This is a genomic window from [Clostridium] aminophilum DSM 10710 (genome assembly GCF_000711825.1).
GTDB lineage: Bacteria > Bacillota > Clostridia > Lachnospirales > Lachnospiraceae > Clostridium_R > Clostridium_R aminophilum.
The window spans coordinates 360,520-379,139 of the sequence record NZ_JONJ01000001.1 but is presented as its reverse complement, the minus strand read 5'-3'; the positions used below and the strand labels follow the sequence as shown (position 1 = coordinate 379,139).

Genomic DNA, 18,620 nt, shown 5'->3' with positions numbered 1-18,620 from the left:
GAAACGGACAAACCACGACAGGACAGTATTCCAATGATATAGACAGCATATCGTCTCTTTGCGAAAGAAAATGAGGACATAATGGTATGATTGATGTCGAGAAACTGGTTCAGACTGCCGCACAGGCCGGAATGTCGGACATTCATCTGGTGTATGGTATTCCGCCAAAGGGGCGTTTGGATGGAAAATTAGTGGATATTATTCCGGAAGCGCTGACAGACAATGACTGTGAGGCGATCGCTGCGAAACTGGCGGGACCGGAATATCAGAAGATGGCGGTGCGGGGAGAACAGGACTTCGCGCTGCACCTTGCGGGCGAGCGAGTCCGCATCAATCTATTCCGGCAGCAGGGTCATGTCTCCGCCGCACTCCGAATTCTGGCGAATAAAATCCCGGAACTCGGAATCCTTGGACTCCCTCCGGTGGTGAATACCTTCCCGACCATTCAGAAGGGCATCATCCTAGTGACCGGGGAGACCGGTTCCGGTAAGTCCACCACGATGGCGGCGATTCTGGACCGGATCAATCACACGAGACAGGATCACATCATCACGCTCGAAGATCCGATCGAGTACATTTACCAGCCGGATCAATGCGTGATCAATCAGCGGGAGATCGGCAATGACACCGAATCCTATTCGAACGGGCTTCGCGCGATCCTCCGCGAGGATCCGGATGTCATCCTGATCGGTGAGATGCGCGACGCCGAGACCATCGAGACCGCACTCACGGCGGCGCAGACCGGACATCTCGTACTCGCAACGCTTCATACAAATTCCGCACCGGAATCCATCGACCGTATCATCGGCGTGTTCACGGCAGAAAAACAGCCGCAGATCCGCATGGATCTCTCCATGACGATCCAGTCGATCATCTCTCAGCAGCTTCTCGTGCGGAAGGGCGGAAAAGGCAGGGTTCTCGCCTGCGAGTGTATGGTTGCGACGAATGCAATCCGGAATCTGATCCGCGAGGGGAAGACGCCGCAGATGTACTCGAGTATGCTTTCCTCCGCAAATGTCGGAAGCATTACAATGGACAACAGCCTGATCAATCTCGTGGTTTCCGGAAAGATCGAACCGCAGACGGCGGTGAATGCCTGCAATGATAAGGAATATGTGATGCGGAAACTCGGATTGATTGCGTAAGGTTTGGATAGGGAGACAGGGATGAAACAATACCGATATAAAGCATTGACACCGGACGGGTTACAGGCATCCGGTGTTGTCGAAGCAATCGATGAATACGATGCCGCATATAAGATCAAAAAGACCTGCCCGGTTCTCCTGGAGATCAAGGCCGTACGGGAGACGGGAAATATCCTGACCATGGATCTCGGCGGCGACAAGGTCAATCTGAAGAATCTGTCGGTGGCGTGTCAGCAGATCGCCATCACACTGAAGTCCGGTATGCCGCTGGCCATGTGTCTTGAGATGATCGGAAAGCAGACGACGGACAAAAAGATCCGGCGGATTCTCACAAAGTCCGCGGAGGATGTCTCCAGCGGCGCGACGCTCGCCAACAGTCTGGAGCGGCACGGTCCGGGACTTCCGCCGACATTGATCGAGACGATCCGCGCCGGAGAGGAATCCGGAAACGTCGACCAGACCTTCGGGCAGATGGCAGCGTATTATGAGAAAGCCTACAAGACGGTGGCGAAGATCAAATCCGCGCTTGCCTACCCGACATTTGTCCTGATCATCGCGATCGTCGTTGTCACCATCATCATGGCATTTGTCATTCCGGTTCTCACCGCAACCTTCCATGAGCTCGGCGGAGAGCTTCCGCTGATCACACAGATCCTGATGAGTGCATCGGAATTCTGCAACCGGTTCTGGATTCTGATCCTGAGCACGATTCTGGCGTTCGTGATCGGATGGAGAGTGTATACCACGAAGAGTCTTCGCGGCCGCATGATCCGCGGAAAGGTTCAGCTGAAAATGCCGGTGATCGGCAAGATCTCACAGATGAGCGGCGCAGCGGAATTTGCGAATACGATGTCGATGCTCTTAAAATCCGGATTGACCGTGAACCGCTCTCTGGCAATCACGGCGAAGACGATGACCAACTATCTCTATCAGGAAGAGATCGGAAGGGTGGTCGGCCGGATTGAGGAGGGACGGCCGCTCGGAGAGTGTCTTCGTCAGGTCGAGAATCTTCCGCCGACACTCGTGGAAATGTGCGCGATCGGCGAGGAGACCGGTGAGCTGGAGGGAACGCTGGAAGTCATCGGCGAGTTCTATGCGAACGAGGCCGATACCGCGACCAAGAAGGCCCTTGCAAGGCTGGAACCGGCGATTCTGGTGTTCCTCTCGATATTTGCCGGATTTATTGTCATCGCAATTTATATGCCAATGTTTACAATGTATGATATGATGTAAGTGAACACAATAAGTAAGATATAAGATGTCAGATGTGAGCAGGAAGATCAGAGAAAAGACGAAAAAATCAAAAATCTTTTTCTGAAAACAATAATAAGAATTATGATTGCGCCGATATAAATATCAAAGAACATAGACAATGGTTTTCCGTAGCCAAACATACATCATAAAAGTTGAAAGATGGAGAATTTTATGATAAAAATGATTGCCAACACAATCCGACGGAACCCGGAGTCTTTCTGAGATAACCGCAGCAGGTTACGAAAGAGTTCATTATTAATCGGAGCAAAGTGCTCCGGTAGGAGAAGAGGAGGAAATGATTATGTTAAAGAAAATGAGAGAACGCAAGGGCTTCACACTTGCCGAGCTGCTGATTGTAGTTGCAATCATCGGTGTACTGGTAGCGATCGCAATCCCGATCTTTACCGCACAGCTTGAGAAATCCAGAGATGCGGTAACGGCATCCAATGCGAGAGCAGCTTATGCTGAGGCATGTGTGGCAAAACTGACAGAGGAAGATAACGGAAAAGCAGATTATAATGAGACCGAAAAGACAGTAACCGTTTCGGATGTTGTTGTGAAAGGTGAGTCGGATAACGGAGCGTTTTATGGTACTAGCAAGAGTATAGACCTTCCGTTCACAATTGCAGATGCTGATGCAAAGAAACTTGATAAGGCATCCAGCGGAAAAGTAGCCATCACTTTCTCATGGAGTAATACAGATAATACATGCACTGCAACGGTTGCAGAATAATTATTTGATCAATATCGCGATATGACATAATAAAAGGCTCCCCCGTTTTGAGAATTCAAGGCGGGGGAGCTTTTTGATATAGTTTTTGAAATTAATGGCTCTGATCGCTTTTTATGAATGAATTCCGAGAGGTTAATCACATTTTATGAGCCAATTCTGGGTGTTTGCTCACATTTCATGAGCCAATTCTGGGTGTTTGCTCACATTTCATGAGCCAATTCTGGGCTTACGCTCACATTTCATGAGCCAATTTTGGACTTTTACGCACATTTCATGTTTCGGTTGCGGATACACCTTATGGGGGACATTGATAAGGAGTCAGAAGATACGGAGTTTTCGACAACATTTGCAGCGTTTTCTTGAATAGGGATTCATACCGAATTATAATAGAATTAAGAAATCATACATTTTAATGAGAAAATCTTTCATGAGCAAAACAGCCCGGATCTTCCATATAGGATGAGATCCGGGGATACAGGAGAAAACAATGAGTTCCAAGAATAAGAATCTGATCCGCACGAAGAACGAAGCCAATCAGCCGACGGAGCTGGAGAAGGCCACTTTTGTCACCAAATGCATCTGCCACAGGTGCGGCCGGGAGGTGAGCGTGAAGAAGCTGACCGGATGGAAGGCGCTGAGCATGACGTACGGGTTTGAGTGCCCGTACTGCCACACGCCAAACAGCAAGTTCAGCCTTGCCGGAACCTGCATGACGTTCGCGGTGCTGGCGGCAATCGGTGTGGTTCTGAAGACCTTCGGAATGTAAAACTGTGCTTGTGGAACCAGGGGACGGAGTCAGCGGTTCACAGAGACAGAAAAGTGCAGTTGGAACGTTGGACAGGTTGAAGATCGGAGGGACGGGAAGGCAGGTATCGTGAAGAACAGGATCTACAGAAAGATAAAGGATAACAGCGGCGTATCGCTGGTTGCGGCCCTGCTGTATTTCGCATTCTGCACGATTATCGGTACGGTTCTGCTGGCAGTCGCCGGAACGGCGGCGGGCCGGATTTCGCAGGTCGATACCGGCGCGGAGGAGCGCTATCAGCTGGTATCCGCGGCCAATCTCATGGCAGAGAAGATGGGCGCGAGAACATTTCGCACGGCGAGGACAATCAGCAAAACATATGTGGTCGATGAGACCGAAGATCCGCAGAATGAAGATTTTACCGGTGGCGCCGAGCCGTATCCGGAGCGCGCGGGCGATCCCCTGCATATTTCCGGGACGGCGATGACGGAGAATCTCGCGGACCTTGCGGATAATATGGCGCGTGAAATCGTCGACGGGCAGTGGGGCAATGGTGACGGCCAGCTCTTTCAGGGCTGGGAGGACACGCTGGCCGCTTCCGTGACGCCGGCGAACCGGTCCTGGGATAAAGGAGACACCGGAACGGAGCCGGTGAAGTATCAGGTCATCTGCATAACGCCGAAGAAGAACGGTTCTTCTTCGACGGATGATTTTGAGAATGTCTATGCCCGGATTGAGATGGACGGGAATCTGCAGATCACGGCATATCTCTATACGGTAGAGGGAGCAAATGAGACAGAACGGAACAATCTTGCAAAAGAGGAAGAGGCCTACCGGAAGTCACCGCTGTACCTCATCGTCCGTATTCCGGCGAAAAACATCAATGTGAAATATGAGCAGATCGTAAAGATCGAGAAGGTGGAGCCGGAGGAAGACGAAGAAGAGGAAGATGAGGAAGAAGAGGATGAGCCGGAGCTGTATTCGGTTCGTGTGACCCGGAAGGTCGGACTCAGCGAGATTGGCTGGAAGGATGCCGTCATCACGGTGATCGATCCGAAGGACGCGGAGGATGGAGATTAAAGACAGGGAGTGAGGACGATGAGAATTCGAAAATTGAGATCAAAACGGGGAGAGACGATCCCGGAAACATTGGTTGCGCTCTTATTCGTTACGTTCGGATCCGTGATATTTGCCTCGCTGGTGATGATTTCGAAAAAGGTGATCAGCGGCGCCGAGACCAACTATCAGAAGTTTATGCGGGCGCACAACACGATGGAAATGAGAATCGGCGGGGATGATCCGGACAGCGATCCGAATCTGACGAAGGATAATACGGTGCAGAAAATCAATATCCGCAGCGTGGACAGCAATCTGGCTCACTCCATGATCAACGGAACGCTCGGCGCGGCGGAGAATATCTCATTTTACAGATACACGCCGCGAAATCTGTCCGGCGGAGCAGACACGGACGGAGCAAGAAGGTATCCGTACTATTTCTACACGGCGCGGTAAACAAAATGGAGAAAGTGCGGCGCAGGGAAATGGAAATGTTCTGAGATGCCGAAGGACCGTATCGGCCGTCAGGAACATCGCCGTCAGGAATATTGGCAGTCGGGAAAATCGTCAGACAGAATCATCGCAGGCAGGAGCATAGAGAGGCAGGGATCGAATGAGGATGAGAGAATTCTTTAAAAACAGAATATGGCAGTCTTCGTCGGGTGTCTCTCTGACGGAACTGCTGACCGCCATCCTGATCATGAGTCTGGTCATGGCCGGCGCGGCAGCAGGCTTGACGACGGCAATTCGTGTCTACCGGCAGATGACGTTAAAGGCGGATGCGGAGACGCTTCTTGGAACGACGATCACGGTGCTCACCTCCGAACTGAGGACTTCGTCGAAGAATAATCTGTCGGGAGAGGGCGGAGCCCAGACGATGGAGATTTACTGTGAGGATCAGAAGATGTATCTGACATTTTCCAATGATCCGGTCAATGGAATTCAGGTCACGGCAGATACTGTGACGGCGGATGAGAGAGGCCTGGACGATCCGGTGGCGGAATTTCCGCTGGTCTCTGCGAGGACGAAGACGGACGGCCTCTACAATGAAGTGACCTGGGATGAATGCGAGAACGGGCAGTTTCTTTTTACTGTTACGGTCCGCGCGATCGGCGCACCGGCAGATTCGCAGCTTGCCAGTCAGTCTGTAGTCGTGCAGTCGATGGTGACGCAGACGGCGTTTGAGTGATGGAAAAATGAGCATCTGACGGCCCCGGAAAGGGTTCGGATAAAGAATAAATAATAAATAATAAAGATACAGGAAAGCCGGAGAGCATATGCATATGCAGAAGACAAAAAATCGAAACAGATGGAAGATGGGATATTCCCTTGCAGAGGTGCTGATCGTTGTCGCGATCCTGATCATGCTCGCGGGGGCAGGCGGTTTTGCCTTTGTACAGCATCAGCGGAAGGTGCGGCTTTTCGGACTGAATAATTCCGCGAAAGAGATCTTTCTTGCCGCACAGAATCATCTGGCGGTGGCGAAAGCCAGCGGCAAATGGAAGCAGCTCGTCGCCCGCGATCAGGCACTCGGAGACGACCGTTTGTCCCGGGCGATGGCGGAACCGGCGGATTTTCCGGACGACATCACATGGAATGACGATTCGTTCCGGTATCTGACGAGCGACGATCTGAGTTACCGTGGCAGCACGGTGGCCCGGGATTATACGAATGCGATTCTTCCGGCTTTTGCGGTGGACTCGACCATTCGCGGAAACAGTTTCGTCATCGAGTATGACGAGGAGACGGCGGTTGTCTACGGCGTGTGGTATACGGATGTCATGATGCCGGACCGGAAGCACTGGAAGAAGTTTTCCGACATTGAGGATCCGTCGTCCGCGGCCTATCCGGGATTGAATGAATCCCGAAAGGATGAGAACCGAGACAAGCGCTATCAGTATGAGAAAGAGGCGGGCGGCGCTCTTCTCGGATACTATGGTGGAGCGGCGGCTGAGTCCAGCGAGGGAACCGTGGAGATTCTGAAGACGCTTGCGGTCACAGTGGACAATGAAGACGACCTCGTCGTAAATATCGTGAATCCGAACCGGTCTGAGACGAAGATGACCATCCGTGGAGAGACGAGCGGCAATGAAGTCAGCCGCACGATCCAAAGTTCGGATTTCGATGCGGGGAATCTGGCGAGAGTGACGCTCGATAATCTTATTATTTCGGCGGATCCGGACCGGCCAACGGAGAAACATTTTGCGGATCTCTTCCCGGGAATGATTCCGGGAGAGAATCTTATCATTACCGTTACCGTGACGGATTCAACCGGAAAAGAAGAGTCGGCGACGGTGGAGACGAACAGTCTGTTCGCGTCCGTTGACGACGCCGGGGATGCGTCGAGCCCGGCAAAAATTGCCTACATCCGGACGGCGCGGCATCTGCAGAACCTGAGTGTGGCATTTTCCGGCGTGAACAGCGCCTCGAGGGATCAGATCCTGATTACGGAGGCGTCGCTTCAGGACAGCTTCAACTGGAATGAGAGCGGTCATGCGCCGGCGCTGCGAAGCATCGAAAATGATGATCTGAAATTATTTGACGGAAACTTCTACACGATAAAGAATCTGGAGATCGCGTCGGATGCGGCCGGGAAAGTCGGCATGTTCGCCGAACCGCCGGTACTGACGGACGGGCTGGGAAACCCCGCGCCCATGGAGATTCTCCGGCTGACACTGGATCACGTGACCATCGATACCCCGGGAAGTTCTTCCGACATCGGTGTTCTCGTTGGCCGTGTGCCGGTGAACGGTCAGGTATCGCTGCAGGATTGTAAGATTGATACGGTCAATTTCCCGGCAGCCACGAATGTAGAGAACATCGGCGGATTTGTCGGTTATGTGTCGGAGCATGCGTCGCTCTCGATGAAGGACTGCACGCTTTCGGCCAGCGAGGACCCGGCGACGGCGACGCCGGCGGCACCGATCCGGATCCGGACGGAAGCCGGTTCGGCGGGCGGCATCGTCGGCATGATCGCTCCGCATGCGGAGGCGACGTCGCTGGAGAATGTCCGGATTTTAGTCCGTCAGATGGAGATCAATGCGAAAGGCCGCGACAGTTTTGCAGGTGGCGTGATCGGCGACGGATGGGGAGAATCTCTCTCTCTGAAATCCGTTGAGGCGAATGCGACCGAAGGATTTTCGATCGTATCGACCGTGGAGTCGGCAGGCGGCCTTGCCGGACGGATCCGGGCAAAGGACGTGACCGTGGAGAGCAGCTCCTTCCTTGCAAGAACAGAAGAGGGCTGCAGTGCGGACGCGACGTATCCGGATATGATAAACGGAGCAAAGGCGGCTGGCGGTCTCATCGGCGACTGCTCGACCGAGAGCGGAACCGCGCCGAAGCTAATGATGACGGAATCCTTTGCGAGCTGCTATGTGAAGTCCGGAGGAACGCTGCTGAGCAGCGCGCCGGCGGCATCCTTTGAACAGGCGGCTGGCGGTCTGGTCGGTTCCATGAAGGTTTCGGCGGGATCTCTGATTGACAAATGTTATTACGGCGGAAGAACGGCTGACGGCGCGTTCCGGACGAATGCACCGTATACCGCCGGGAGCGCGGCCGATTATGTGCAGGGACGCTGGAATATCTGTGCAAAGACGTCCTCTGTTCATCCGAATGTGAAGACGCTGGCGGCTGGCGGTCTTATCGGTTATCTGAAAGGACCGGCGGAGATCCGTCACTCGTACTCGACCGGATCGGTTTACCGCGAAAAGAATGTGACGGAGAACGGCTCGGGCGGACTTGTCGGAATGATCGCGGACGGCTCGGGCGCATTTGCCATCGAGAACTGCTACAGTACAGGACTGGTATACACGTCGGACGGACTCAATGCGGTGGGCGGATTTGCCGGCGCACAGCCGGGAACGGGAACATTTACCGGAGATTTCTTCCTGCAGGGCGTGAATTATAACCAGACACTGGAAGGGGCCGGCGCAGGAGCTATCTCCGGCGTGACGAAGGCAACCACCGGCGACGGCAGCGCACTCTTTGCAACGGAAAGAGCGAATGTGAAGTGGAAAGATAAACCCTATGACGCGACGCTGAAAGACGCGGGCGGAAACGCGCTCTTCCCGTACAAGACGGTGGATCAGCTGGACGGCGGTGACACCCGGAATGAGGTGAAGTATCACACCGGCGACTGGACGGTGCCGGAGCCGATAAGCGTTACACCGAGCGAAATCACGGGGGACTTCGGTCTGATCTATTACGAGTGGATTGAGGGTGATCCGAATATCTATTTTGAAGGTTACACCTGTGAGCGGAAAGATCCAACGGCCGGATACACACTCGGCAATATGGTTTATCACTATGTATCCTCGGCCGGAAACGATGAGTCGCTGAGGGGCAGTGTTTTCGTGACGGAACACGGGAAATATATCAAGCAGGATGGATATCTTCTGGTTGAGAAGAATGATCTCACAGATCTGAATCTGGCAAGCCTGGTGGTTGGATATGCCGGCCGAAATGAGTTCAACAACGGTGCGACGAACGGTTACTGGATGCAGGAAAGACATCTGCTGACGGATGCATTTGTTGAGTACACGGAGATGGAGTCTCTGCTTTCACTGAGCGGATATAAGGTGTATGCGTATCGTTACACACCGAATTACACCTATCAGGCCGGACAGGACGGAACGGTGATGGAGTTCGGAAATGATCCCAGCCATCCGTTTGCAGTATTTGAATTTCTTCCGTTCTTTGCCGGCGAGGTCAAGGGGCCGGATGAAACGGGAATTTATATGGAAAAGGCCGGTACTCCGAACGGGGACGGAACCTATTATCACCGGATCCGGAGCGCACATCAGCTGAATATGCTTGCTCAGTTGGACGGCGTGAAGATCAGCGGTTCATATCTGACAATCACCGGCGGCGGACACACTACGGTAAAGCAGGATCTGGATATTACGTTCGATCCGGCAAAAGTCAGCTTTACGATGTGCGGAAGCGGCGGAACTACGGTGCCGGCAGACGAGAGCATCGCAATGCCGAAGAACGGTGACGGCTCTTACGAGAACCGATCGTTCCTTTCCATTGCAAACGGAGCGGTGTTCGAGGCAGACAAGGGACCGGACAACAAGTACTATACGCTGGATCATCTGAGCAAGCCGCTTTTTGCAGGCGCGGTTCAGGGAACCATTCAGAATTTGCATATTACGAATGCAACGTTCCCTTATCTGGCAGAGGTAATGTATGAAACCGGAGTTATCCGCGGTGTTCATATTACGGACTCGTCCTTCACGTCGATTCTTTCCACGTCGATGCAGGGACGGATTGAAGATCTGCACATCGCAAATTCCACCGGTTCTTATCTGGTGAATACGATTTATTACGGCGGCGCAATTGACGGGCTTCATATCTCGAATTCGAACATCAGCAATCTGGTCGGTACCAGTCAGGGCACGGTTCGGGATGTTCATATCACCGGTTCAACGCTCGCACAGCTGATTCAGAGTAATCCGGGTGTGCTGACGGTCATCCGGATCGCGAACTCGACGCTGGATTATCTGGTAAAGACGATCAATTACGGAGGAATTGTTTCGGACTATCAGTTTACCGACACGACGTTTCAGCACGGGCTGTACGAGACAAATTTGGGACAGATGATAGAGAACCCATAAGGATGCAGTTTTCTTGTGGGAGATGAAAATCAGTTGTATTTGATTTTGCGGAGGCAGGAAATCCTGCCTCCGTTTATTCTGTCTTAAAAATATTAGCACTCATGTATTGACAGTGCTAACAAACGGTGATATTCTGAAGACAACAAGGGACTGTTCTATAATAGATAGAACACAAAAGAGGCGATGAAACGTGAAAGAAAGACAACACGGCAGAGCTGCATAGAATGACAGTCATTGAAGTGGAAGGATCCATGAGATGGCAAAACATCACAATGGCAGACACCAAGAGATGACAAGAACACAGTACACGAAAAACAACAAAATGATAGACAGTCTGAGCGGAAGGGAGGCTTGGAAATGAACATTCAGAAATTCACGCAGAAATCCATGGAAGCGATGCAGAATACGGAGAAGATCGCCGTGGAGCACGGCAATCAGGAGTATCAGCCGGAACATCTTCTTCTGGCGCTTCTTCAGTTGGATGACAGTCTGATCCTGAAACTGATCAAAAAGATGGGAATTTCGGCGGAGCAGTTCGCCGACGAGGTGGAGCGCGCCATCGGACGGCTTCCGAAGGTTCAGGGCGGTCAGCCCTATGTATCCCAGGATCTGAACAAGATTCTGACCATGGCGGAGGACGAGGCAAAGCGGATGGGAGATTCGTATGTCTCGGTGGAGCATATTTTCCTGACCATGCTGAAATACCCGAATAAATGTCTGAAGGAGCTGTTCCGCACCTACGGCATCACCCGGGACAAGTTCCTGAAGGTTCTGTCGGAAGTCCGGGGCAATCAACGGGTGACGACGGATAACCCGGAGGACACGTATGATGCCCTGAACAAATACGGATACGATATGGTGGAGCGGGCCAGAGAGCATAAGCTCGATCCGGTCATCGGCCGTGATATGGAGATCCGGAATGTGATCATGATTCTTTCGAGAAAGACCAAGAATAATCCGGTGCTGATCGGACAGCCGGGCGTCGGCAAGACGGCGGTGGTCGAGGGCTTAGCGCAGCGGATCGTCAGCGGCGATGTGCCGACGGGACTCAAGGATAAGAAACTTTTTGCGCTGGACATGGGCGCGCTCATGGCGGGGGCGAAATACCGCGGCGAGTTTGAGGAGAGACTGAAGGCGGTTCTCGACGAGGTGACAAAGAGTGAGGGAAGAATCATTCTCTTCATCGATGAGCTTCATACCATCGTCGGCGCGGGCAAGACCGAGGGTTCCATGGACGCCGGCAATATGTTGAAGCCTCTTCTGGCAAGAGGCGAACTTCACTGCATCGGCGCGACGACGCTGGACGAGTACCGCAAATACATTGAGAAAGATGCGGCGCTGGAGCGCCGGTTCCAGCCGGTGATGGTGGACGAGCCGAATGTGGAAGACACCATTTCCATTCTCCGCGGACTGAAAGAGCGGTATGAGGTCTTCCACGGAGTCAAGATTACGGACTCTGCCCTCGTCAGCGCAGCGACCTTGTCTAACCGGTATATTTCCGACCGGTTCCTGCCGGATAAGGCCATCGACCTGGTGGATGAGGCCTGCGCCATGATCAAGACGGATCTGGATTCCATGCCGGCCGAGCTGGATGAGCAGCGCCGTCGGATCCTGCAGATGCAGATCGAGGAGAAGTCGCTGGAGAAGGAAAATGATAACCTGAGCAGAGAACGTCTGGAGAATCTCCGGAAGGAACTGGCCGAGATGAATGAGAAGTTCAATTCGGACAAGGCGCAGTGGCAGAATGAGAAGGACAGCGTGGAGAATCTCTCGAAGATCCGTGAGGAGATCGACCGAGTAAACGGAGAGATCCAGACCGCGCAGCAGAATTATGACCTGAACAGGGCGGCGGAGCTCCAGTACGGAAAGCTGCCGGAACTGCAGAAGAAGCTGGCGGAAGAGGAAGAGAGAATCAAAGATGAGGATCTGAGCTTTGTGCACGAGAGTGTGACGGAGGAAGAGATCGCCCGGGTGGTATCAAAGTGGACCGGAATTCCGGTGACGAAGCTGAATGAATCGGAGCGGTCGAAGACGCTCCATCTGGATGAAACGCTCCACAAGAGAGTGATCGGACAGGATGAGGCAGTGGAGAAGGTGACGGAGGCGATCATCCGCTCCAAGGCGGGAATCAAGGATCCGACGAAGCCCATCGGTTCGTTTCTGTTCCTTGGCCCCACCGGCGTCGGCAAGACGGAGCTGGCGAAGTCACTGGCGGCAGCGCTCTTTGACGACGAAAATGCCATGGTGCGCATCGATATGAGTGAGTACATGGAGAAATTTTCCGTGTCCCGTCTCATCGGAGCGCCTCCGGGCTATGTGGGTTACGATGAGGGCGGTCAGCTGACCGAGGCGGTCCGCAGAAAGCCGTATGCGGTTGTTCTCTTCGATGAGATCGAGAAGGCGCACCCGGATGTCTTCAACATCCTTCTGCAGGTGCTGGATGACGGACGGATCACGGATTCCATGGGTAAGACCGTGGACTTCAAGAACACGATTCTGATCATGACGTCGAATCTGGGATCCCAGGAGCTGCTGGACGGCATCGACGCGGCCGGAAACATTGCTCCGGATGCCAGAGAGAGCGTGATGCAGGAGCTGCGCGGAAGCTTCCGTCCGGAGTTCCTGAACCGACTGGACGAGATCATTCTCTTCAAGCCGCTGACGAAGGACAATATCACGCACATCGTGGATCTGCAGCTCAAGTCTACGAACCGCCGTCTGGAGGATAAGCAGGTTCGGATCGAACTCACCGATGCGGCGAAGGCGTATGTGGTGGAGAACGGCTATGATCCGGTCTACGGTGCAAGACCGCTGAAGCGGTTCCTGCAGAAGAATGTGGAGACGCTGGCGGCGAAGCTGATTCTGGAGGATAAAGTCCGAGAGGGCGGAACGATCCGGCTTGATGTTTCTGACGGTGCGCTCACGGCGGAGGCAAAAAATTAATCTGTATTAATTTGTAGTTTACATAAAAAACGTTATTAAGTACGAAAAGGCGACGATACTAATATCAAGGAATTACAACATTTCCCCTTTTCCTTTTTCGTTCATACTGGAAGGCCTGTCTCTTCGGAGGCAGGCCTTTTGGTGTTGTGGGGGATTTTGTGTTTTTGATTACAATCAAATCCTTCCCGCTCCGCATTCATTACAATAGTGAGCGGCAGGCTGCGGACCATCAGCCCGGCCACACCATGCAACAGAAAAACGCAGTATACAGGAAGGATTGGAAACCATGAAAACAGATATCCAGATTGCACAGGAAGCACAGCCGCTGAATATTTTAGAGATTGCAAAGGCGGAGAACATTGACCCGAAATACATCGAGCAGTACGGAAACGACAAGGCGAAGATCAGCTACAATCTTCTGAAAGAGGATCCGGACCGCAAAAACGGGAAGCTCATCCTGGTTACTGCGATCAACCCGACTCCGGCCGGCGAGGGAAAGACCACCACATCGGTGGGACTCGCGGACGGACTTCATAAGCTTGGCAAGAGAGCTGCCGCGGCGCTCCGCGAGCCGAGCCTTGGCCCGGTCTTCGGCGTGAAGGGGGGAGCGGCCGGCGGCGGTTACGCGCAGGTTATTCCGATGGAGGACATCAACCTTCACTTTACCGGTGACTTTCATGCCATCGGCGCGGCAAACAATCTTCTCGCTGCCATGCTGGACAACCATATATATCAGGGAAATGCCCTGAACATCGATCCAAAGCGGATTACATGGAGACGCTGCGTGGATATGAATGACCGTCAGCTGAGAAATGTAGTCGACGGCATGGGCCGCCGCGTAGACGGCGTGACCCGCCAGGACGGCTTCGATATCACCGTAGCCAGCGAGATCATGGCGGTATTCTGTCTGGCAACCGACCTCACGGATCTGAAGGAGAGACTGTCCCGGATCATTGTGGGCTACAATTATGACAATCAGCCGGTGACCGCCGGCGATCTGAAGGCGGCGGGCGCGATGGCAGCACTCTTAAAGGATGCGCTCAAGCCGAATCTGGTACAGACTCTGGAGCATACGCCGGCATTTATCCACGGCGGCCCGTTTGCGAATATTGCTCACGGATGCAACTCCGTTCTTGCGACGAAGATGGCGCTTCATCTGAACGATTATGTGGTGACCGAGGCAGGCTTCGGCGCGGATCTCGGCGCGGAGAAATTTCTGGATATCAAATGCCGCATGACCGGTCTTGTACCGGACGCGGTTGTGGTTGTCGCAACTGTTCGCGCGCTGAAGCATCACGGCGGCGTTGCAAAGGCAGAGCTTGGAAATGAGAACCTTCAGGCGCTGGAAGCCGGTCTTCCGAATCTTCTGCAGCATGTGGGCAATATGCGCGATGTTTACGGACTTCCGTGTGTGGTTGCCATCAACCGGTTCCCGACGGATACGGAGGCGGAGATCCGCCTGGTGGAGGACAAGTGCAGAGAGCTGGACGTCAATGTTGTTCTCTCCGATGTGTGGGCGAAAGGCGGCGAAGGCGGTAAGGATCTGGCAAAAGAGGTGATCCGTCTCTGCGAGGAACCGGAGAATCATCATTTTACCTTTGCTTACGATGTGAACGACTCCATCGAGAAGAAGATCAATGCCATCTGCACCCGGATCTATCATGCGGACGGGGCGGATTTTACCGCCGAGGCGAAGAAGCAGATCAGGATACTGACGGAGCTGGGCTTTGACAAGATGCCGATCTGTATGGCAAAGACACAGTACAGCTTCTCGGACAATCAGAATCTTCTCGGCGCGCCGAAGGGCTTCCGTGTGACGATCCGCAATGTCAAAGTATCCGCCGGCGCCGGTTTCCTGGTTGCGCTGACCGGTGATATCATGACGATGCCGGGACTTCCGAAAGTGCCGGCGGCAGAGAAGATCGACGTCGACGCGGACGGCGTGATCACCGGCCTTTTCTAAGGAAACACTGAGTATACCGGTATTTTCCGGGAGCCTCCGGCAGATGGCACAGTTTTTCAAAGAAAATTGCTGCTTCGCAGCGAAAATCCGGCCGGCAAACACATGAATCAGCGGTTCCCTTAAATCCGGGGGTTTCCTAATTCCGAAAAACCGTTATAATAGTCGGTGGACTGCTTTTTTGGAGGGTCCGCCGGCTTTTTATGAAAAAACAGATTGCAGGATGCTGTTCAAATGGTGCCGGAGAAAACAGGAATCGAAACGCCGCCGAATGGCAAGAGGAGATCAGAATGAAGATTGTAATCGGAAACGATCACGCAGCAGTGGAACTGAAGAACCAGATTTCGGATTATCTGAAGGAGAAGGGATATGAGGTTCTCAATGTCGGAACAGATACGACAGAGAGCATCGACTATCCGATCTACGGTGAGAAAGTAGCCCGCGCCGTTGTAAACGGTGAGGCGGATTTCGGTATCGCGATCTGCGGTACGGGACTCGGCATCTCTCTTGCCTGCAATAAGGTTAAGGGAATCCGTGCCTGCGTATGCAGCGAGCCGTACACCGCTCAGATGTCCCGCCGTCACAACAACTGCAACGTGCTCTGCTTCGGTGCGCGTGTGGTAGGTCTGGATCTCGCGAAGATGATCGTGGACAGCTTCCTGAACAGTGAGTTCGAGGGCGGCCGTCATCAGAGACGAGTTGACCTGATCATGGATATCGAGAAGAGAGGCTGATAGCAAAAGACTCAATTATTGCGATAGATAAAAAGATCGAAATAATTACAATAACTAAAAAAATACAAGCATGGTAATGGGAACGCCCGTTGCCTGTGTAAATATGAAACAAGAAAAGGGGAGGAAATCCGCAGTGAAAGCGGTTTTCTCCCCTTTATTCGTTGTTTCAATTTATAGAATATTCGTCACGTTTTATAGATTATCCGTCACGAAGAGCGGGGATGCGCTCATCTCACGCATTCTTCCCCGGCATCTTTGCTTTCGGAAGGCTGAAGGTAAACTCCGTTCCGACGCCCTCGGTGCTGACGACGTCGATATTTTCCCCGTGGGACTGGATGATCTCTTTGACGATGGAGAGACCGAGGCCGGTTCCTTTTTTGTCCTTGCCGCGGGAGAGATCGGATTTATAAAACCGCTCCCAGATCCGGGAAAGACTCTTTTTCGGGATGCCGATGCCGCTGTCTTTGACGGAGATGAAGTATTTTTCATTTCGCTCGGCGACGGCGATCTCGATCACGGAATTGTCGTGACTGAACTTGATGGCGTTGTCGATGAGATTGTAGAGAACCTGCTGGATCTTGCCGAGGTCCGCATTGACCATCTCAAGCTCGGTGCCAAAGGTGAGATCAAAGGTGATTCCCTTGCCGCGGCAGGTTCCCTCAAAAGAGGCCGCCGTGTCCTTGATCGTCCGGTTGATGTCAAAATTCGACCGGTTGAGGCAGTTCTTGCTGTCCAGCGAGTTCAGCGTCAGCATACCTTCCGTCAGCTTGGTCAGACGCTTGGTCTCATTGATGATCAGCGTCAGATATTTTTCATGGAGTTCCGGCGGGATCGTGCCGTCGAGGATTGCTTCCAGATATCCCTTGATCGACGTGAGCGGCGAACGGAAATCGTGAGAGACGTTGGCGATGAATTTCTTCTGATAATCCTCCACATCCGCAATCTGATCCGACATCATATTCAGCGTATCGGCAAGATAGCCGACCTCGTCCCGGCTCTTGACCGGAATATTGACCCGGAGATCACCGGCCGCGTATTGCTTTGCCGCATCCGTGATCTGATGGAGCGGACGGACAACGTAGCGCGAGACGATGAACAGCAGGACGAAGGACAGAAGAAAGAGTACAACGCCGGTGATGTAGACGATGGCCATGTACTGGTTTTCCCGGTAGAGGATGTCGTTCATCGGCACATGGATGACGACGTAGCCGAAGGTCTGCATATTGCCGGTGATCGGGGCCGCGACGGAGAGAACCTCATAGGGAAAGGTGCCGTAGAAATCCCCGACGCTGTAGATGTTGCTGCCTTTGGTGGTCGGATCAAAGGCAGAAATCGTCGTTCCTTCGCGTTTTCTTCCGCTGTCGGCGGTGATCCTTCCATTCCGGTCGATGATCCAGACTTCGGACTGGTGAAGCGCTGCGGACGCCTCAAGCCGCGGATATGTGTCCGCCGGATTGAGAACTTTTCCGCGGTAGGTGTTGCTGAGGTTGTCCGCGATCATGGTCGCCTCGCGGTAAATGCTGTCGGCGGAGCTTTTGACCATGTACCGGTGCGTGATCCCCGCCGAGAAAGTCGCAATCGTGAGAAAACCCATCACGGCGAAGATGAGATAGCCCCAGAATAATTTGCTGTAGAGTGAGTGAAACATCGCAGGTTCCTCTTGTGTTTCGCGAAGGCACGGTCATCCGACGCATGCTCTTATACGCGTGTCTCGAATTTATATCCGACACCCCATACGGTGACGATGGCCCATTCCCGGTGATCCTTGATCTTTTCCCGCAGGCGTTTGATATGAACGTCCACGGTGCGGGTGTCTCCCGCATATCCGTATCCCCAGATATGGTCGAGAAGCTGCTCGCGGGTAAACACCTGGTTCGGGGAAGAACACAGGAAATACAGAAGCTCCAGTTCTTTCGGCGGCATATCCACCGACGCTCCGTCGCAGACGACGGAGTAGTTGGTCAGATTGACTTCGAGATTGGGATACTCCACGTATTTTCCGTTCTTTACCGGTTCCGGTGCGGCGGCCGGCTCACTGCTGATGCGGGCCCGGCGGAGGATCGCCTTGATGCGGGCCACCAGTTCCTTGGTCTCAAAGGGCTTCACCATGTAGTCGTCGGCACCGAGCTCAAGGGCGAGGACTTTGTCGAACACCTCGCCTTTGGCCGAGAGGATGATGATCGGAATCCGCGGAGACTGCGCCTGAATGGCGCGGCACACCTGATATCCGTCGATTCCCGGAAGCATGAGATCCAGAACGATCAGGGCCGGATCGAATTCCGGGTATTCCCGGAGCGCGGCCTCGCCGTCATTGACGATTTTGGTCTCGTACTGTTCCTTCATGAGATACAGAGAGATCAGTTCCGCGATGTTGTTGTCATCATCAACGATCAGAATTCGTTGCTTTTCCATAACATTCTCCCCTTCATTCC

General features: G+C 53.2%; 13 protein-coding genes. 11 read left to right on the top strand and 2 right to left on the bottom strand.

Going from position 1 to position 18,620, the window contains the following annotated elements:
* The first annotated feature begins 86 nt into the window (after nucleotides 1–86).
* The 11 genes from BR86_RS0101670 (at nucleotide 87) to rpiB (ending at nucleotide 16,188) form a co-directional block, all read left to right on the top strand.
* Nucleotides 87–1,145 carry a type IV pilus twitching motility protein PilT gene (locus BR86_RS0101670; protein WP_242841541.1) on the top strand — a complete coding sequence of 353 codons (1,059 nt, stop codon included), beginning with the start codon at nucleotides 87–89 and terminating at the stop codon, nucleotides 1,143–1,145.
* A gap of 21 nt (nucleotides 1,146–1,166) precedes the next feature.
* Nucleotides 1,167–2,378: a type II secretion system F family protein gene (locus BR86_RS0101665; RefSeq protein WP_031471276.1), complete on the top strand. Its 1,212-nt coding sequence runs from the start codon at nucleotides 1,167–1,169 to the stop codon at nucleotides 2,376–2,378.
* Between the two features lie 322 nt (nucleotides 2,379–2,700).
* Nucleotides 2,701–3,132 carry a type II secretion system protein gene (locus tag BR86_RS16425; RefSeq protein ID WP_051684505.1) on the top strand — a complete coding sequence of 144 codons (432 nt, stop codon included), beginning with the start codon at nucleotides 2,701–2,703 and terminating at the stop codon, nucleotides 3,130–3,132.
* Nucleotides 3,133–3,619: 487 nt separating this feature from the next.
* Entirely contained in the window at nucleotides 3,620–3,898 is a 279-nt protein-coding gene (locus BR86_RS0101655; RefSeq protein WP_031471274.1) for a hypothetical protein, read from the top strand.
* Nucleotides 3,899–4,006: 108 nt separating this feature from the next.
* Nucleotides 4,007–4,957 (top strand): hypothetical protein, encoded by a 951-nt coding sequence (locus BR86_RS0101650; RefSeq protein WP_031471273.1) that lies wholly within the window; start codon nucleotides 4,007–4,009, stop codon nucleotides 4,955–4,957.
* A gap of 18 nt (nucleotides 4,958–4,975) precedes the next feature.
* A complete protein-coding gene (locus tag BR86_RS0101645) occupies nucleotides 4,976–5,389 on the top strand; it encodes a type IV pilus modification PilV family protein (protein ID WP_031471272.1) in 414 nt (137 codons plus the stop codon).
* 157 nt (nucleotides 5,390–5,546) lie between these two features.
* Nucleotides 5,547–6,122 (top strand): prepilin-type N-terminal cleavage/methylation domain-containing protein, encoded by a 576-nt coding sequence (locus tag BR86_RS0101635; protein WP_143099287.1) that lies wholly within the window; start codon nucleotides 5,547–5,549, stop codon nucleotides 6,120–6,122.
* A gap of 94 nt (nucleotides 6,123–6,216) precedes the next feature.
* A complete protein-coding gene (locus BR86_RS0101630) occupies nucleotides 6,217–10,551 on the top strand; it encodes a type II secretion system protein (RefSeq protein ID WP_143099286.1) in 4,335 nt (1,444 codons plus the stop codon).
* A 357-nt stretch (nucleotides 10,552–10,908) separates the two neighbouring features.
* Nucleotides 10,909–13,494, top strand: coding sequence for an ATP-dependent chaperone ClpB (gene clpB / locus BR86_RS0101620; RefSeq protein ID WP_031471269.1), 2,586 nt, complete (start codon nucleotides 10,909–10,911; stop codon nucleotides 13,492–13,494).
* A gap of 286 nt (nucleotides 13,495–13,780) precedes the next feature.
* Nucleotides 13,781–15,457: a formate--tetrahydrofolate ligase gene (locus tag BR86_RS0101615; RefSeq protein WP_031471268.1), complete on the top strand. Its 1,677-nt coding sequence runs from the start codon at nucleotides 13,781–13,783 to the stop codon at nucleotides 15,455–15,457.
* Between the two features lie 287 nt (nucleotides 15,458–15,744).
* Entirely contained in the window at nucleotides 15,745–16,188 is a 444-nt protein-coding gene (gene rpiB, locus BR86_RS0101610; RefSeq protein ID WP_031471267.1) for a ribose 5-phosphate isomerase B, read from the top strand.
* Nucleotides 16,189–16,420: 232 nt separating this feature from the next.
* On the opposite strand, the gene BR86_RS0101605 is transcribed toward rpiB, so the two are convergent.
* Both BR86_RS0101605 and BR86_RS0101600 read right to left on the bottom strand, forming a co-directional pair.
* Nucleotides 16,421–17,836, bottom strand: coding sequence for a sensor histidine kinase (locus tag BR86_RS0101605; protein ID WP_031471266.1), 1,416 nt, complete (start codon nucleotides 17,834–17,836; stop codon nucleotides 16,421–16,423).
* Nucleotides 17,837–17,886: 50 nt separating this feature from the next.
* Nucleotides 17,887–18,600, bottom strand: a complete 714-nt coding sequence (locus tag BR86_RS0101600) for a response regulator transcription factor (RefSeq protein WP_031471265.1) — start codon at nucleotides 18,598–18,600, stop codon at nucleotides 17,887–17,889.
* Nucleotides 18,601–18,620: the final 20 nt, after the last annotated feature.